Source organism: Solibacillus daqui (genome assembly GCF_028747805.1).
Taxonomy (GTDB): Bacteria; Bacillota; Bacilli; order Bacillales_A; family Planococcaceae; genus Solibacillus; species Solibacillus daqui.
Window position 1 is genome coordinate 1935802 of the sequence record NZ_CP114887.1, and the last position, 18548, is coordinate 1954349.

Below are 18548 nucleotides of genomic sequence, written 5' to 3' on the forward strand. Positions count from 1 at the left end.
TATATTCAGAAAATTTTGATTTTTGAATTCAAATAATATATAGTAATAGCATACACATTCAAATGAGGTGATGATAATGGATATGGCATTAATGAAAAAGTTGAATCGTCAAGGTCTATTGTTTGTGGGAATTCACACTTTAATCGTGTTAAATTTTGCATTGGATTTTTTATTACTGAAGTAAATACTGAAAATTTAAACCTAGCAGAAGGATGCTAGGTTTTTTATGTGAATTAAAGGGAATTAGCGCGTTATGGAGAAATTTTCTTTTAGAAACATCTGTGAGGTGAGGGTATGGAGCATTACAATGAAGCATTTAAAAACTTGGAGCATCCGTTTGCGTGGTTGGATTTAGATGCGCTCAATCAAAATATCGAGTACGTCAACAATAGCTGTGGTAATAAACAGGTACGTATCGCGACAAAATCGATTCGTTCGGTTGCTGTACTCGAGTATATTGCAAAGCGCCTTAATAATTTCGCCGGTTTCATGACATTTACTGCAAGTGAATCATTATTTTTATTTGAAAAGGGTTTTGATAATTTACTTATCGGTTACCCGGTTTATGAAGAACACGCCATTATGAAGCTTGCGGAATGGATAAAAAAGGGGAAGTCACTGACATTTATGGTCGACCATGTGCAGCAAGCGTCTCTATTAAATGCAATTGCACGAAAAATGGACGTGACATTGCAAATTTGTATTGATATTAATGTTTCGACTGATTTCAAAGTGCTGTATTTCGGCTCTAAGCGTTCGCCGATTACTAATTTTGAAAAATTAGATGAACTATTAAAACAAGTACAAACATTCCCGTATATTAACGTAAACGCGGTTATGGCCTATGATGCACAAATTGCAGGGGTTGCCGATCAAACGACGACTTATTTTGGTGCAAAAGGTGCGCTTATTCGCACATTAAAAAAACAATCATTGAAAAAGATTACAGCACTACGTCGGCTTGCTGTTTCGTATGTGAAAAGCAGTTATAATATTTCATTTGTGAATGCGGGTGGCTCAGGAAGCATGAAATGGTGCAGCAAGCAATGGGATGTCACAGAGATTACAGTAGGCTCAGCATTTTTTGCTCCGAAGCTATTTGATCACTATGCAAACTTGCAATTGACTCCAGCTGTTGGCTTTGCGTTACGTGTGACACGCCAATTTTCTGATGACATTGCTGTTTGTCATGGTGGAGGTTATAGTGCATCTGGTGCTGCTGGAATCGACCGTCTACCCGCATTTTTTGAGCCGGAATGCTTTAGTCTTCTAACATTAGAAGGTGCTGGCGAGGTACAAACACCAGTACATGTGAAAGAGGGGAAAGTGGCGATTGGCGATACGATTTATATGCGTCATGCAAAAGCTGGTGAACTATGTGAGCGATTCAATGTGCTCCATACTATTGAAGGTGGGACATACAAAGGATCATTCAAAACATATCGGGGGGAAGGGCAATGTTTTCTTTAAACAAATGGAAAAATGGGCAAAAATGGAAGAACTGGTCTGAAAACTATGTGGCGTATCCGAGCATGTATTACGCACCACATACAATTGAGGAAGTATGCAAAATCGTCAAGGAACATGTGGTTTTAAAACGGACGATTCGTGTAACAGGGGCAGCGCATTCATTTAGTCCGATTGCTTTACCGGAACAATCTGCACTGTCACTACATAATATGCGCGGGCTCATTGCAGTTAATAAAGAACAACAAACCGCTACATTTTGGGCGGGAACTTTTTTATATGAAGTAGGCTCGATGTTAGCGCAGTATGGATTTGCACTGAGCAATATGGGCGATATACAACAGCAAACGTTGGCAGGTGCGATATCGACAGGTACACATGGAACAGGTATTGAATTAGGCTCCTTTTCTTCAATGGTAACAAGTTGGGGATTTGTAAATGGAGAAGGAGATTACATTGAGCATGAACGCGGCAATGATGCGCTTTCCGAAAGTTTGCATGTATCGGTTGGTATGCTTGGAATATTAGTGAAAGTAACATTAAAGGTTGTGCCACTTTATAGTTTGGCCTACACGTCTGAGCGTAGCAATTTTTATAGCGAGGTGTCCCAGTTCCAACAAACGATTCGAGATTATCGAAATGCGGAGTGGTTTTACTTCCCAGGAAGTGATTATATCCAAGTGAAAAAAATGCAGTCGGTTGCACCGGTAAATCAACCAAAGCTAGAAAAGTTCGTTGATCAAGTAAAGATACAAGCATTAGAAAATGGCGTGTTTTATATAGCCTCTGAATTTTGCAAGTTTGTTCCAAAAGCAAGTTTAAAGGTGAGTAAGTTGACTTCAAAAGTGGTCGGGGAAGAACAGCGAACGGGGAAAAGCTATGAAATTTATCCGTCACCAAGACATGTGAAGTTTGTCGAGACCGAATATGCCGTAGCGTTGTCACAGGCTGAAGCATGTTTAGAAGAAGTACATGCAATGTTTAACAAGAAAAAGTTTGACGTGCATTTTCCAATTGAAATTCGAACAACAGCCGGAGAAGTGGGCTATTTAAGTCCAACGCAAGGGCAAGAGAGTGCGTTTATTGCGTTTCATATGTACAAAGGCATGAACGAAGGCCCATTTTTTGATTGGGTACACGAAACGATGCAAAAATATAACGGTCGTCCACACTGGGGTAAAATGAATCGCTACAACAAGGACAACATCGATACGTATTATGTGAATGCACCAAATTTCAATGAAATTCGGAAGCAGCAAGATCCACAAGACGTTTTTTTAACACATTATTTCCGAAATATCTTTCCCAAGCAGTAGAAAATTTGGAGTTTCGAAATAAATTTATAAAAATTAAAATTTTCGAAATATTGTGCTAGGAGAGAAAAAGTATGCAACAAAGAGGATGAAAGCGATTCCAAAATTTTTAAACTTTTTGAATTGTATAAAATATTCAAAAAATAGTGTTGACGCAGTGGGCAGATTCATACTATGATAACAACAATTTAGTACACCACTTCGTAAAACTTCACAGTGATGTTAGTTTACAGCGAAGCAATGTTCGACACTTACGGAAGAAAAAGTTCGAATATTTAGAGTTTTATAGATTTTAAATAAGTATATAGCGAGAGTAAATGTATTGCGTTGAGGGGCGTTAAAAATGAGAAGTGATATGATTAAACTTGGGGTTGACCGAGCTCCACACCGTAGTCTTTTATACGCTACTGGTAAAGTAAAGGCGAAAGATTTAGAAAAGCCGTTTATCGGTGTTTGTAACTCTTACATTGATATTATTCCTGGACATGTTCACTTGCGAGAGTTTGCGGACGTTGTTAAGGAAGCCATTATAGAAGCGGGTGGGATTCCATTTGAATTCAACACAATTGGAGTAGATGACGGTATTGCGATGGGTCACATTGGAATGCGTTACTCATTACCATCACGCGAAATTATTGCAGATGCAGCCGAAACAGTTATTAACGCACACTGGCTTGACGGTGTGTTCTACATTCCAAACTGTGACAAGATCACTCCAGGAATGTTAATGGCAGCGGTTCGTACAAACGTACCATCTGTATTTGTATCAGGCGGTCCAATGGAGGCAGGTATATCGGCAACGGGTAAAACACTTTCTTTAACAAGTGTATTTGAAGGGGTTGGAGCTCACAAAGCCGGAACGATGACTGCAGAGGAATTACTTGATATTGAAAACAATGCATGTCCGACATGTGGTTCTTGCTCAGGGATGTTCACAGCGAACTCCATGAACTGTTTAATGGAAATGTTAGGTTTAGCATTACCAGGTAACGGTACCATTGTCGCGACGAGTGAAAAACGTAAAGAACTAATCTACGAAGCAGCAAAACATTTGGTGCGCATGATTAAAGAAGACGTAAAACCACGCGACATCGTAACAAAAGCAGCAATTGATGATGCATTTGCTCTAGACATGGCGATGGGTGGCTCTACAAACACTGTATTACACACATTAGCGATTGCAAATGAAGCAGAGATTGATTATAACATTGAAGATATTAACAAAGTTGCAGAGCGCGTACCGTACTTAGCGAAAATTATGCCAGCATCAGATATTTCGATGGATGACATTGCAAAAGCGGGCGGCGTGCAAGCAATTATTAATGAATTAACAAAAATTCCAGGTGCGATTCACCCAGACCGTCCTACTGTAGCTGGTGTAACAATGCGTGAACTTGTCAAAGATTATGAAATCTCGAACGACAAAGTCATTCGCACAAAGGATAACCCATATAGCCCGGTAGGTGGTTTATCAGTATTATTCGGTAACATCGCACCTGAAGGGTCAGTTATTAAAGTAGGTGCAGTTGATCCTTCAATTAAGACGTTTGCAGGCGAGGCTATCGTCTTCAATTCACAAGAAGAAGCACAACAGGCAATTGACGAAGGTGTTGTTCGTGAAGGACATGTCGTAGTTATCCGCTATGAAGGGCCAAAAGGTGGACCGGGAATGCCTGAAATGCTTGCTCCAACGTCAGCGATTCAAGGTCGCGGGTTAGGAACGAAAGTCGCATTAATTACTGACGGACGATTTTCAGGGGCATCAAGAGGGATTTCAATCGGTCATATTTCTCCAGAAGCAGCTGAAGGCGGTCCAATCGCCTTAGTCAATAACGGAGACATAATCGAGATTGACTTACCGAGTCGTAAAATAAATTTAATCGTTTCCGACGAAGAATTAGCAAAGCGTCATGAAAGTTTACAACCATTTGAACCAAAAATTAAACGCGGCTGGTTAGCTCGTTACTCAGCATTGGTAACGAATGCTTCTAAAGGCGGCGTCATGAAAATCTAACTTGAATCATATAAGTTAAAACGTTGATGAGGTTAAAGGTTACAGAGTTTTGTATTTACCAGAGAGCCGGTACTGGTGGAAGCCGGCGATACAACTGTATCCGACATCCCCTCGGAGTGAGCTATTAAACGCGTTTCGCAATTAGATGGCTCCGGGCATAATCGAAGTGCTCGTTATTAATGAATCGTGCGCAAGAGCTTAGTTGCACAGTTTTCTCATACGAAAATTGGAGCTTTGCGGTCAACACGGTTTGCGAGGTAGCAAAATGGAATGGGTTGCTTTTATTTGAAACACCTATTTATTGACGCTATAGACAAGGGTGGTACCATGGAAAGTCTTTTTCATCCCTACGCAAGAGGTTTCTTTTGCGTGCGGAGAAAGGGCTTTTTCTTTTTATCTAAAAACCAATTCAAATATATTTTCAATCTAGGAAGGAGAATTTTACATGAGTGCAAATGTTTCAGCTAGTCAAGAAACCGAGCTACAAGCAGAAGAGATCAAAAAACCGCGTGATGGTGCTGATATTTTAGTGCAAGCGCTACACGATCAGGATGTAGATATCATTTTCGGTTACCCAGGTGGAGCCGTATTACAAATTTATGATGCAATCTACCGCAATCCGATTCGCCATATTTTAACTCGACATGAGCAAGGTGCAATTCACGCAGCAGAGGGGTATGCACGTGTTACGAATAAACCAGGTGTTGTCATCGCAACATCGGGCCCAGGTGCTACAAACTTAGTGACGGGAATTGCCGATGCGATGATTGATTCGATTCCACTTGTTATTTTTACAGGTCAGGTGGCGACTTCAGTAATTGGTACAGATGCGTTCCAAGAAGCCGACATTATGGGAATTACAACGCCAATTACAAAGCACAATTACCAAGTGCAAGACGTACGTGATATTCCGCGTATCGTAAAAGAAGCGTTCCACATTGCAAACACAGGTCGTAAAGGCCCAGTTGTGATTGATTTCCCGAAGAATATTTCACAAACGGTGTTCCAAGATGAAATTCAAACACCAGAAGAAATTTACTTGCCGGGTTACCAGCCAACAACAAAGCCGAATTATTTACAAATTCAAAAGGCGATTCAAGCGCTATCGTTAGCGAAAAAGCCGCTAGTACTTGCAGGTGCGGGTGTATTATTTGCTGATGCGCGCGATCAATTAACTGAATTTATAGAAAAATACAACTTGCCAGTAGTGAATACATTACTAGGTCTTGGTAGCATTCACGGCGAGCATGAGCAATTCTATGGAATGGCAGGGATGCACGGTTACGCAACGGCAAATGATGCCATCACAAAATGTGATTTATTAATCAATATTGGTGCACGCTTTGATGACCGTTTAACAGGTGATTTAGCAACATTTGCACCAAACGCAACGATTGTTCATATCGATATCGATCCAGCTGAAATTGGTAAAAACGTACCGACCGATATTCCAATCGTAGCAGACGCAAAAGAAGCGCTGAATGCGTTATTGAAAAAGGATTTCCAAGTAGCTGACACATCGGCTTGGATTCAATATTTAAACGATAATCGTGAAAAGTATCCATTATGGTATGAAGAGGCAGGCGATGAAATTTTACCGCAGCAAGCGATGGAAATCATTCACCGTTTAACAGATGGAGAAGCAGTTGTAACAACAGATGTTGGGCAACATCAAATGTGGGCAGCGCAATACTACCGACTAAACAATCCACATGGCTGGGTAACTTCAGGTGGACTTGGTACGATGGGCTTCGGTTTCCCTGCTGCAATCGGTGCACAATTTGCCAAACCGGATAAAAAAGTAATTTCAATTGTTGGGGATGCCGGTTTCCAAATGACAAACCAAGAACTAGCGCTATTAAATGAGTTCAACTTACCTGTAAAAGTTGTCATTATAAATAACAGCTGTTTAGGCATGGTACGTCAATGGCAAGAAACATTTTACGAGGAACGCTATTCTCAAAGCCTAATGCCGATTCAGCCTGATTTCGTTAAATTGGCGGAAGCATACGGCATTAAAGGGGTTCGCATCGAAAAGCTATCAGAAGCAGAAGAGATGTTTGCAGAAGCGATTAATTCTGATGAACCAGTCGTAATTGACTGCCGCGTGAAGCAGTTAGTGAGCGTATTCCCTATGGTAGCACCTGGTAAAGGATTACATGAAATGATTGGAGTGAAAAAACCATGAAACGTGTTATCACTGTAACAGTAATTAACCAAAGTGGTGTATTAAACCGCGTGACTGGTTTATTAATGAAGCGTCAATTTAATATTGAATCAATTACGGTAGGTCATACGGAGCAATTAAACTCCTCAAAAATGACCTTCATAGTAAATGTAGAAGACGAAACGAAAATTGAACAGCTGATTAAACAGTTGTCAAAACAAATTGACGTATTAAAGGTCAATGATATTACTGAAAAGGCAATTGTTTTACGTGAATTAGCGTTAATCAAAGTCGTATCACCACCAAACTTACGCTTAGAAATGAACTCAATTGTGGAGCCTTTCCGCCCACAAATAGTGGACACATCGAAGAACGTTGTAACGTATGAAGTGGTTGGTCATCCAGAAAAAATTGACGCGTTTATTGAGTTAATTCGCCCATATGGCATTAAAGAATTAACACGTACAGGCGCAACAGCAGCAATCCGCGAAGCACAAAAAGTAGAAGGCCCGCAGCTGTCGATCTTGAAATAAGGTTATCCATACGGGGCGGCGGATGACATCCAATGCCCGTATTTCAAAAATAAATTACTTTACTTATTGGAGGAAATGAAAATGTCAAAAATGTATTATGAAAATGAAATCAACGAACAAGTACTACAAGGTAAAAAAATCGCAATCATCGGTTATGGTTCTCAAGGCCATGCTCATGCGCTTAACTTAAAAGAATCAGGCTTTAACGTAGTAGTAGGTGTACGCCCAGGTAAATCATTTGACCAAGCAAAAGAAGACGGTGTTGAAGTTAAAACAGTAGCAGAGGCAGCAGCAGATGCAGATGTTATCCAAATCTTACTTCCAGACGAGCGCCAAAAAGCAGTATTCGAAGCAGAAATCGCGCCACACTTAACAGCTGGTAAAGCTTTAATGTTCGCACATGGCTTTAACGTGCACTTCGATCAAATTCAACCACCAGCAGACGTTGACGTATTCCTAGTTGCGCCAAAAGGTCCTGGTCACTTAGTTCGTCGCCAGTTCACAGAAGGTGCAGGCGTTCCTGGTTTATTCGCAATTCATCAAGATGCTACTGGTCAAGCTCGTGATTTAGCCCTTGCTTACGGTAAAGGAATCGGATCAGCACGTGGTGGCTTACTTGAAACTACTTTCGCTGAAGAAACTGTAACTGACCTATTCGGTGAGCAAGCAGTACTTTGCGGTGGTACAACAGAATTAGTAAAAGCAGGTTTCGAAACATTAGTAGAAGCGGGCTACCAACCAGAATTAGCTTACTTCGAAACATTACACGAGCTTAAGTTAATCGTTGACTTAATGTTCGAAGGTGGTATGGCTACTATGCGCTACTCAATCTCAGATACAGCTGAGTGGGGGGACTATGTATCAGGTCCACGTATCATCGATGCTTCAGTAAAAGCTCGTATGAAAGACGTATTAACAGACATCCAAGACGGTACATTTGCTAAACGTTGGATCGAAGAAAACGAAACAGGTCGCCCAGAGTACACAAAATTCAAAGAAGCTGGTGCAAACCACCAAATCGAAGAAGTAGGCGAAAAATTACGTGCGATGATGCCATTCATCAACCAAGGAAAACAAAAGGTAACAGTGAAATAATATGCGAAAAATTGACATTTTTGATACAACATTGCGCGATGGGGAGCAATCGGCTGGTATTAATTTAAATACAGCAGAAAAGCTAGAAATCGCAAAGCAGCTAGAGCGTTTAGGTGTCACAATTATTGAGGCGGGATTCCCTGCCTCATCTCCTGGTGATTTAGAAGCGGTATCATTAATTGCCAAAACGGTGAAAAACTCAATCGTGACAGGCTTAGCACGTGCAGTTAAAGGTGATATCGATGCAGTTTGGGAAGCGATTAAACATGCGGAGCAACCACATGTCCACACATTTATCGCAACAAGCCCAATCCACATGGAATACAAACTAAAGAAAAATCCAGATGAAGTCGTAGAACAGGCAGTTGCCGCAGTAAAATACGCAAAAGAGAAGTTCTCTTTAGTGGAGTTTTCTGCGGAAGATGCATTCCGTTCAGATAAGGAATATTTAGTACGTATTTGCCAAGAGGTTATTAAAGCAGGAGCAACAACAATCAACATCCCAGATACAGTTGGTTATGCGTCTCCAGAAGAATACGGTGCATTATTCCAATACCTACGTGAAAATGTGATCGGTTCTGAAAACATTAAGTTCTCAGCTCACTGTCATGACGATTTAGGAATGGCGGTAGCGAACTCGATTGCTGCCGTTCAAAACGGTGCAGACCAAGTAGAATGTACAATTAACGGTATCGGTGAACGTGCCGGTAATGCCGCATTAGAAGAAATCGGTGTTGCACTTCATATCCGTAAAGACTTCTACGGTGTCGAAACAGGGCTGAACTTAAAAGAAATTAAACGTACATCACAAATGGTAAGCCGTTTAACGAATGTAGTCATTCAACCAAATAAAGCGGTTGTAGGTAAAAATGCATTCGCACATGAATCAGGTATTCACCAAGATGGCGTTCTAAAAAATCCTGAAACGTACGAAATCATTTCACCAGCTCTTGTAGGTGAAGACGAAGTACCATTAGTTTTAGGGAAACACTCTGGTCGTGCTGCATTCCGTGATCGTGCGGAAACAATGGGCTTCCAGTTATCAGATGAAAAACTTAATAAAGCATTCGCCGAGTTCAAAAAACTAGCGGATCGCAAAAAAGAAGTAACTGAGGAAGACTTAACAACGATTTTAACCGAGCAACAAGTATCAATCGAAAATGTGCCATTGTTCGAATTAAAATCAGTGCAAGTTCAATACGGTACTGAAAATATTCCAACAGCGACAGCATCTGTTGTAACGCCTGAGGGAGAAGTAAAAACACTTGCCGCTACAGGCTCTGGTTCAGTAGAAGCAATCTTCAACACATTAGAGCAATTAGTCAACGGTACAGTGAACATATTAGATTACCGCGTAAAATCAGTAGGCAAAGGTCGCGACGCACTAGGTGAAGCTGTTATTAACTTGAAATATAACGGCTATACATCAACAGGCCGTGACTCAGCACAAGACGTACTTGAAGCGTCAGCAAAAGCCTATCTAAACGCGATCAATCGTCAATTAATCCAACAGTGCATTCGCGAAAAGCAAGTTGTTACGAATTAAATATTATTGAAATTAAAGCTTTTTATAAGTGGAAAAATAGTTGTTTGAAGTGGAGGTGGTGACTCCTGGGGGAACAGCACGAGGGAGAGACTACAGGCTCGAGCCGTGCCCCCGGAAAGCGTCCACCGAAACGGAAAACAACGGTGCTTAATAAGAAGATTCTACTAAAAGTAATTTCACGTCGAAAGAAAGGTGTTTTTCAAATGGAAAAGAAAATTACAGTACTACCAGGTGATGGCATTGGTCCAGAAGTTGTTGCAAGTGCGGTAAAAGTATTACAAGTAATCGGGAAGCGTTTTAATCATACGTTTCATTTAGACTATGCGGCAATTGGTGGTGCAGCAATCGATCAATATAACAACCCGCTACCAGATGAAACAATTGCAAAATGTGAAGCGAGCGATGCGATATTATTAGGCGCTGTTGGAGGTCCAAAATGGGATAACAATCCACCAGAATTACGCCCAGAAAAAGGTTTGTTAAAAATTCGTAAGCACTTTGATTTGTTTGCCAATTTACGTCCTGTAAAAGCTTTCCCAAGTTTACTTGCGTCTTCTCCATTAAAACGTGAAGTTGCGGAAAATGTTGACTTAATGATCGTCCGCGAATTAACAGGAGGGCTTTACTTTGGGGAACCACGTAAAAAAACAGATGCAGGTGCTATTGATACATGTGTGTATTCCCGTGAAGAAATCGAGCGAATTGTAGACAATGCTTTCGAATTAGCTCGCTTACGTCGAGGTAAACTTTGCTCGGTAGACAAAGCTAACGTACTTGATACTTCACGTTTATGGCGTGAGATTGTTGAAGAAAAGAAAAAGCAGTACCCAGATGTAGAAACAGAACATAATTTAGTGGATTCAGTTGCAATGAAGCTGATCACAAATCCCGGTCACTATGATGTCGTTGTGACAGAAAATTTATTCGGCGACATTTTAAGTGACGAAGCTTCTGTTATTACGGGTTCTTTAGGTGTATTACCTTCTGCTTCAATTCGCGGCGATAACTTTGGTCTTTATGAGCCAGTACACGGTTCAGCGCCAGAAATTGCAGGCCAAGGTGTCGCAAACCCAGCTGCTACGATTCTATCAGTGGCAATGTTATTACAATATTCGTTTGGCTTAAAAGAAGAAGCGGCAGAAATCGAACGTGCAGTTGCCGCAGTATTCGATGATGGCTACTATACTGCCGACCTAGCACAAGAGCATACACGTGCACTTTCTACAAATGAATGGACAGAAAAAGTACTAAATGAAATCGACGCAAGCTTCGTTTCAGATAGCATAATGATTTCATATAACTAAGGAACGGTGAAAACTATGGGGAAAAATATCATTGAAAAAGTGTGGGAACAACATGTCGTACATCGTGAAGATGGCAAGCCAGATTTACTGTACATCGATTTACACTTAATTCATGAAGTAACAAGCCCGCAAGCGTTCGAGGGACTACGCTTAGCTGGCCGTAAAGTACGTCGCACAGACCTATGCTTTGCTACAATGGACCACAATGTACCAACAAAAAATCTACCAACAATTAACGATCCAATTGCGAAAAAGCAAATTATGACACTTGCAGAAAATGCAAAAGAGTTCGGAATTGAACTTGCAGATATCGGTCACCCAGATCAAGGAATTGTACACGTTATCGGGCCAGAGCTAGGACTTACACAGCCTGGTAAAACAATTGTTTGTGGTGATTCACATACAGCAACGCACGGCGCATTCGGTGCTATCGCATTCGGTATTGGTACTTCAGAGGTTGAGCACGTACTTTCAACACAAACATTATGGCAATTAAAGCCCCCAACAATGGAAATCCGTGTTAACGGAGAGCTTGGTGTTGGCGTAACAGCAAAGGATATCATTTTAGCAATTATTGCAAAATGGGGCATCGGCGTTGGTACAGGTCATATTGTAGAGTACACTGGGGAAGCAATTCGCAAACTATCAATGGAAGAACGTATGACAATTTGTAATATGTCAATCGAAGCAGGTGCAAAAGCTGGTTTAATTTCACCTGACGATACAACAGTAGAATTCCTACGTGGTCGTCGTCATGCTCCACAAGGCGAAACGTTTGAAGAAGCGGCAAAATACTGGTTAAGCCTAGCTTCAGATGCAGATGCAACATATGATGTTGTCCTTGAAATCGAAGCGGATGAAATCGAACCAATCGTAACTTGGGGTACAAACCCAGCAATGGGCGTTGGCGTATCAAAAACGGTACCTACAGCGAGCGATTATGATAATGAAACAGACAAAGCGGCTTTAGATAAAGCACTTGCTTATATGGATTTACAAGGTGGTCAAAAAATTACCGATATCGAGATTCAGCACGTGTTTATTGGCTCTTGTACAAACTCACGCATTAACGACTTACGTGCAGCAGCCGAAATCGTCAATGGTGAAAAGTTAGCACCAGGTGTGAAGGGCATTGTTGTTCCAGGCTCTTGGTCAACTAAAAAACAAGCAGAAGAAGAAGGCTTACACCAAATCTTCATAGATGCTGGTTTTGAATGGCGCGAATCAGGCTGCTCGGCATGCTTAGGGATGAACGAAGACGTAATTCCTTATGGTGAGCGCTGTGCATCAACATCAAACCGTAACTTTGAAGGGCGTCAAGGCGCGGGTGCTCGTACGCACTTAGTGTCACCAGCAATGGCTGCAGCTGCGGCAATTCACGGTCGTTTCGTAGACGTTCGTCAACTACAAAAGCAAGAGGCGTAAGGAGAGATTGTATGAAACCGATTAATATCGTGAACAGCATTTATGCGCCACTAGATCGCAAAAATGTTGATACAGACCAAATTATTTCGAAAGAATTTTTAAAACGTATTGAGCGTACAGGCTTCGGTCAATTCGTATTTTATCACTGGCGTTTTGATGCGAATGGCAATCCAATCGAGGACTTCGTATTAAATAATCCAGCATACAAAGGCGCAGAAATTTTAGTTGCGCAAGATAATTTCGGCTGTGGTTCATCACGTGAGCACGCACCATGGGCTATTTTAGATTATGGCTTCCGAGTCGTTATTGCACCAAGCTTTGCGGATATTTTCCACAATAACTGCTTCAAAAACGGAATTTTACCGATTAAGTTAACGGAAGCAGAGTGTGACGAGTTACTTGAAAAAGGGATTGCAGAAGCACAAGCTATCGAAGTAAACCTTGAAGCACAAACAGTAACAACTGGATACGGTAAAACGTATATATTTACAATTGACCCGTATTATAAAGAAATGTTACTAAATGGCTGGGATGAAATTTCGTTAACATTCAAATACGAAGAGCAAATCGCAGCATACGAGAAAAACCGTGTAGCATATTAAATGTTAGACTAGGTTAAAAGCACAGGCTTTCAACCTAGTCTATTTTATTATTACAAAAATTGATACGATCAACGCCTCGCGACCTAAACATACCATTTGTTTAGGTCATGGGACTTTTTAATGTGCGTGATTTATGTGGAAGGAACATCCATTTTACCCCTAGCTGCTCTTGAATGCTTTAAATGAATGTCGCAATTACTGTAATGAAACCATCAAAAAAAGATTCTCGGCGGAACATTTGCCGAGAATCTTCCTATATTAAATCGCTACCCAATGCCCATCAGAAACCTCAACAAGCTTCGTATTCTCTACATCGAAACGATTGGACAATAGCTGTTCTTCAGACATGACTTCACGTTTTTTTTGCTTTTCGATTGCTGGGTCTGGAATCGGGATTGAATTTAACAGCATTTTTGTATAAGGATGTTGTGGATTCGCATATAATTCTTCACTTTCTGCTAGCTCCACAATTTTACCACCATACATTACAGCTACTCGGTCACTAATATGTTTAACCATCGATAAATCATGCGCAATAAATAAGTAGGTCAATCCAAGTCGTTGCTGCAAGTCTTTAAGTAAATCGACAACTTGCTTCTGAATCGATACATCAAGTGCAGATAATGGCTCATCGCATACGATAAATTGGGGCTCAACTGCCAGTGCACGTGCAATGCCAATTCGCTGACGCTGACCACCACTAAATTCGTGTGGGTAACGTAGCGCATGTTCTTTATTCAAGCCAACAAGTTCGAGCAATTCCTCAACACGTGCGCGGCGCTGTTCCTTTGACGTTGTTAGCTTGTGCAAATCTAACGCCTCGCCAATAATATCAAGCACCTTTTTTCGTGGATTTAATGACGAATAAGGGTCTTGGAAAATAATTTGCATATGACGACGCATGCTTTTTAATTCTTTTTTCGTTAAGCGACTTACAGGAACCCCTTTATATAACACTTCACCATCTGTTGGTTCATGTAATTGAAGTAGCGTACGACCTGTTGTTGATTTACCAGAACCCGATTCTCCAACGAGACCTAAAGTTTCACCTGGATAAATTTGAAACGATAAATCGTCAACCGCTTTTAAGACATTGCCTTTCGCAAGTTCGAAATGCTTTGAAATATGCTTTACTTCAACAAGCGGTACGTTAATATCAAGCTCCGGTGCTAAATTCGGCATTACTTTTGGTTCTTTCTTTTCATGCAGTTTTGGTAGTGCGTTCAGTAAGCGTTTTGTATATTCATGCTGAGGATTTTCGAAAATATCTTCCGTGGTCCCTTGCTCGACTACTTCGCCTTCCTTCATGACAATAACGCGGTCACACATACCTGCTACTACACCTAAATCATGGGTAATTAAAATGATTGATGTCCCAAGGCGTTGCTGCATTTGCTTCATTAATGAAAGAATTTGTGCTTGAATCGTTACGTCGAGTGCAGTTGTTGGTTCGTCAGCTATGAGTAGAGAAGGATTACAAGCAAGTGCCATGGCAATCATTACGCGCTGACGCATACCACCACTAAATTCATGTGGATATTGATTATATCGTTCTTCACTATTTTTAATGCCGACTAATTTTAATAGCTCAATTGTTTTGTTATGTGCTTCTTTTTTCGATAATCCTTGGTGCTTAATTAAGCCTTCTGCAATTTGTTCACCGATACGGATCGTTGGGTTCGTTGAAGTCATTGGATCTTGGAAAATCATACTAATATCTTTTCCGCGAATCGCTTCCATTTGCTTTTCGCTTTGCTGTACGAGATTTTTTCCTTGAAATTCAATTGTACCTGATTTCAAATACGAAGGTGGGGAAGGTAATAATCGCATAATCGAACGCGCAGTTACACTTTTACCACTTCCTGATTCGCCTACAATGCCGACTGTTTCGCCAGCATTCACATGAAAGCTTACACCTTTTACAGCTTCAAATTCTGACTCATTCGTAATAAAAGAAACACGTAAGTCCTTTACGTTTAGCAGTTTTTCACTCATTTTTTACTCATCCTTTAAAAAATTTTGAATATTTGATATTGACGAAACGTTATTACTAATACATACTGTACTAAACAGGTAGGAATTATGCAATATAAAGTTTTGAACTATTCCGTATCATGTACATAAGAATAGTAGAAAGGGGTTGCACAGGTGAAAGTAGGGCAGATCTTGCATGATAGCTTTGAAAAAAACGCTTCACATAAAAGCTATTACGTTGCCTATATTTTATTAGGCTTCATCGTGCATATTGTCACATATCTTCTTTATATTAGTGGCGGTATGAAAACGAAAAACATTAACAAAACTGTGGAAATCGAAAAGCAACTAGTTGATGATGGTCATGTACTTAGATGGACTCACGAATATGAAATGCAAGAGCGAGCGAAAGCCACATTCTTTAAGCAGACAATTGATGAAAAAAAAATCAAGTTGCAAGTACAGCAACTAACGCTGCAAAAATTACAGCGAGTGATAGCTAAAGAGCTTGCAGCACAAGGGATAGAGCAAAATACGTATAGTTATTATTTTGGGCAACTATTAAAAAAACCGCAGTTTTTATTCATTAGTTTTATACCCGGGATATTCATGTATGTACTACTTTTTATTTCTAGTAATCCATTTATTCGATTTATCTTTGAAAGAATCCTTCAAAGTATTTTCGTAATTTTAGGGGTTGCGACACTTGTTTTTACGATTTTGTACATTTCGCCATTCGATCCTGCGCGTAACTTACTCGGAGCAGAGGCAACGGCAGAGCAAGTTGCCAACTTTAATCGATTATATGGCTTAGATCAACCGTATTTCGTACAGCTTTGGCATTCATTGTCTGGACTATTTACGTTTGATTTAGGGACGTCATTTGCTGGGAAAGAAGATGTAACGCAAAGTATTTTAAATAAATTCCCGGTTACGTTGGAAATCGCGCTATTCTCGTTATTAATGGCGGTAGCAATTGCGATACCAGTAGGGATTATTTCAGCGGTACGTCCGAATTCATTTGTAGACTATGTGTTTATGTTGATTGCATTAATCGGTCTTTCGATTCCAAGCTTCTGGCAAGGGTTAATTTTTATTTTAACGTTCAGTTTAGAACTGAAATGGTTTCCAGCTACTTACAATCCAAACAACTGGATGTCGCTCGTATTACCGATTGTCGTACTAGGAACTTCGATTACAGCTTCCATTGCACGTATGACACGTTCGAGTATGCTGGAAGTAATTCATGAAGATTATATTATTACTGCAAAGGCAAAAGGATTGTCAGGGCGTAAAGTCATTACCAAACATGCGATTCGCAATGCGATGATTCCGATTATTACGGTAATTGGTTTATTATTCGGTGGGATGCTAGGCGGAGCGTCTGTAACAGAAAAAGTATTTAATATTAGCGGTCTAGGAAGTTATATAGTAGATAAGCAATTCATTCCTGATATTCCCGCTATTTTAGGTGGGGTTGTTTACATTGCGATTACTATTTCAATCGTCAATATGCTTATAGATATTTTATACGCATTCTTTGATCCGCGCATTCGTTCAAAAATGAAGAAGTCATAGGAGAGGGTAATAGGTGAAATTCATTTCTGATGTAAAACTGCTATTGAAAATCACACAAGAATATGTAAATGCACAGTTTACCATTGCTTTTTCGGCGATTTTTTCAATGTTGTTTTTACTTTATAGTTTTAATTTTAATGAACAAATTTGGCGACCGATTGTGTTAATATTTTTCGCCATATATGGAGTAACAACGCTTTATGTAGCCATACTATCATTATTGATAAAGAAGGATTTGGCTGCTCATAGTGAAATTTCGAAGCGTACTAGATTATTAGGAATCCCACTAATTTTAACGATTCTCGTTGGTAATGTGTTTGCGGCAGGCTTTGGCTTTATGCTCGCTACGAAAAATAAAACAGTGGAATATACATTTATCGTCTATGCGTTTAATACACAAATTTTTCTATTATTGATTTCTAGTTTAAATATTTTTAAACCGTATGTTGTTGATACGTTTTTAGTGGCGATGGGGGCGTTTATTGCGCTGGCGGTGGTATTTTTAGGCGTAGCGATTTTAATTGCACGCCAAGTAACGCCAACAACTGCACCGAAATGGATGTTTTGGCTTGGTGTTGTGCTACTTATCCCAGTTATTACGGGCAATTTCTTCTCACTACTGGCAGGTATTACATTAATTCGCAAGGCACGAAATGCGGATCCATCTGCCGTTGAAAAATGGCAAAAAATGTGGGATAAAATTTTGCGCAATACGATGGCATTATTCGGCTTATTTTTCATTGTCTTTATGTTTAGCTTATCCGTTATTAGCCGCTGGACTTTTGACTATGATTTTGCGGTGGAAAATAACTACAATGCGCTATTATTATCACCAACATTGGAATTCCCATTAGGTACAGATAACTTCGGGCGTGACTTGTTTTCACGGATTGTGTTCGGGGCTCAAATATCACTAATTGTTGGTTTTTGTGCCACAGTCATTCCCGCTTTAATTGGTGGCGCGCTTGGTGCAATTTCGGGGTATTATGGAAAAAATACGGACAATATCATTATGCGCGCATTGGATATTTTATATGCGATTCCTGGTATTTTATTAGCAATTGCGATTATTGCAGCGTTTGGTGCGAATACAACGAACTTAATTATTGCATTAAGTGTTGGGGCCATTCCGACTTATGCAAGGACAATGCGTGCAAACGTCATGCAAATTTCCAATTATGAATTTGTAGAATCTGCTCGTGCTTTAGGGGCTAGTGACGGTGCGATCATATTCAAGCATATTGTTCCGAATGCACTCGCTCCAATGATTGTCAAAGCAACATTAACTATTGGTGGCGCGGTTATTTCTACGAGTAGTTTAAGTTTCCTTGGACTTGGAATTGAACCACATATTCCAGAGTGGGGCAATATTTTAAAAGTCGGTAGCACATATCTTGAGTCACAATCTTATTTAGCCATTTTCCCAGGTTTATGTATTATGCTACTTGTTTTATCATTTAACTTTTTCGGTGATGGCCTGCGAGATGCGCTTGACCCGAAATCTAATTAACTTTTTGGAGGAATTTACTT

The 18548-nt window shown here is 40.2% G+C and carries 13 protein-coding genes; 12 read left to right on the forward strand and 1 reads right to left on the reverse strand.

Annotated elements, in window-relative coordinates:
- The first annotated feature begins 294 nt into the window (after positions 1-294).
- The 10 genes from O7776_RS09370 to leuD all read left to right on the forward strand — a co-directional run bounded on the left by O7776_RS09370 (position 295) and on the right by leuD (position 13466).
- Positions 295-1470: an alanine racemase gene (locus tag O7776_RS09370; RefSeq protein ID WP_274310322.1), complete on the forward strand. Its 1176-nt coding sequence runs from the start codon at positions 295-297 to the stop codon at positions 1468-1470.
- Positions 1458-2783: a D-arabinono-1,4-lactone oxidase gene (locus tag O7776_RS09375; protein WP_274310323.1), complete on the forward strand. Its 1326-nt coding sequence runs from the start codon at positions 1458-1460 to the stop codon at positions 2781-2783. The genes O7776_RS09370 and O7776_RS09375 overlap by 13 nt, the downstream gene beginning before the upstream one ends.
- Positions 2784-3123: 340 nt before the next feature.
- Positions 3124-4794, forward strand: coding sequence for a dihydroxy-acid dehydratase (gene ilvD / locus O7776_RS09380; RefSeq protein ID WP_274310324.1), 1671 nt, complete (start codon positions 3124-3126; stop codon positions 4792-4794).
- Positions 4795-5239: 445 nt separating this feature from the next.
- Positions 5240-6982, forward strand: coding sequence for a biosynthetic-type acetolactate synthase large subunit (gene ilvB / locus O7776_RS09385; RefSeq protein WP_274310325.1), 1743 nt, complete (start codon positions 5240-5242; stop codon positions 6980-6982).
- Entirely contained in the window at positions 6979-7494 is a 516-nt protein-coding gene (ilvN, locus tag O7776_RS09390; RefSeq protein ID WP_274310326.1) for an acetolactate synthase small subunit, read from the forward strand. Before ilvB ends, ilvN begins: the two co-directional genes overlap by 4 nt.
- An 81-nt stretch (positions 7495-7575) precedes the next feature.
- Positions 7576-8589, forward strand: a complete 1014-nt coding sequence (ilvC, locus tag O7776_RS09395) for a ketol-acid reductoisomerase (RefSeq protein WP_274310327.1) — start codon at positions 7576-7578, stop codon at positions 8587-8589.
- Between the two features lies 1 nt (position 8590).
- On the forward strand, positions 8591-10135 hold the full coding sequence (locus O7776_RS09400; RefSeq protein ID WP_274310328.1) for a 2-isopropylmalate synthase: 1545 nt from the start codon (positions 8591-8593) through the stop codon (positions 10133-10135).
- A 203-nt stretch (positions 10136-10338) separates the two neighbouring features.
- Entirely contained in the window at positions 10339-11439 is a 1101-nt protein-coding gene (gene leuB / locus O7776_RS09405; protein WP_274310329.1) for a 3-isopropylmalate dehydrogenase, read from the forward strand.
- A gap of 15 nt (positions 11440-11454) precedes the next feature.
- Complete coding sequence (gene leuC / locus O7776_RS09410) at positions 11455-12864, forward strand: 3-isopropylmalate dehydratase large subunit (RefSeq protein ID WP_274310330.1); 1410 nt, start codon at positions 11455-11457, stop codon at positions 12862-12864.
- An 11-nt stretch (positions 12865-12875) separates the two neighbouring features.
- Positions 12876-13466, forward strand: a complete 591-nt coding sequence (gene leuD / locus O7776_RS09415; RefSeq protein WP_274310331.1) for a 3-isopropylmalate dehydratase small subunit — start codon at positions 12876-12878, stop codon at positions 13464-13466.
- Positions 13467-13724: 258 nt separating this feature from the next.
- On the opposite strand, the gene O7776_RS09420 is transcribed toward leuD, so the two are convergent.
- On the reverse strand, positions 13725-15461 hold the full coding sequence (locus tag O7776_RS09420) for an ABC transporter ATP-binding protein (RefSeq protein WP_274310332.1): 1737 nt from the start codon (positions 15459-15461) through the stop codon (positions 13725-13727).
- 153 nt (positions 15462-15614) lie between these two features.
- Between O7776_RS09420 and O7776_RS09425 the strand changes: the two genes are divergently transcribed.
- Together O7776_RS09425 and O7776_RS09430 are read left to right on the forward strand one after the other, a co-directional pair.
- Positions 15615-17018 carry an ABC transporter permease gene (locus O7776_RS09425; protein ID WP_274310333.1) on the forward strand — a complete coding sequence of 468 codons (1404 nt, stop codon included), beginning with the start codon at positions 15615-15617 and terminating at the stop codon, positions 17016-17018.
- A gap of 13 nt (positions 17019-17031) precedes the next feature.
- On the forward strand, positions 17032-18528 hold the full coding sequence (locus tag O7776_RS09430; protein WP_274310334.1) for an ABC transporter permease: 1497 nt from the start codon (positions 17032-17034) through the stop codon (positions 18526-18528).
- Positions 18529-18548: the final 20 nt, after the last annotated feature.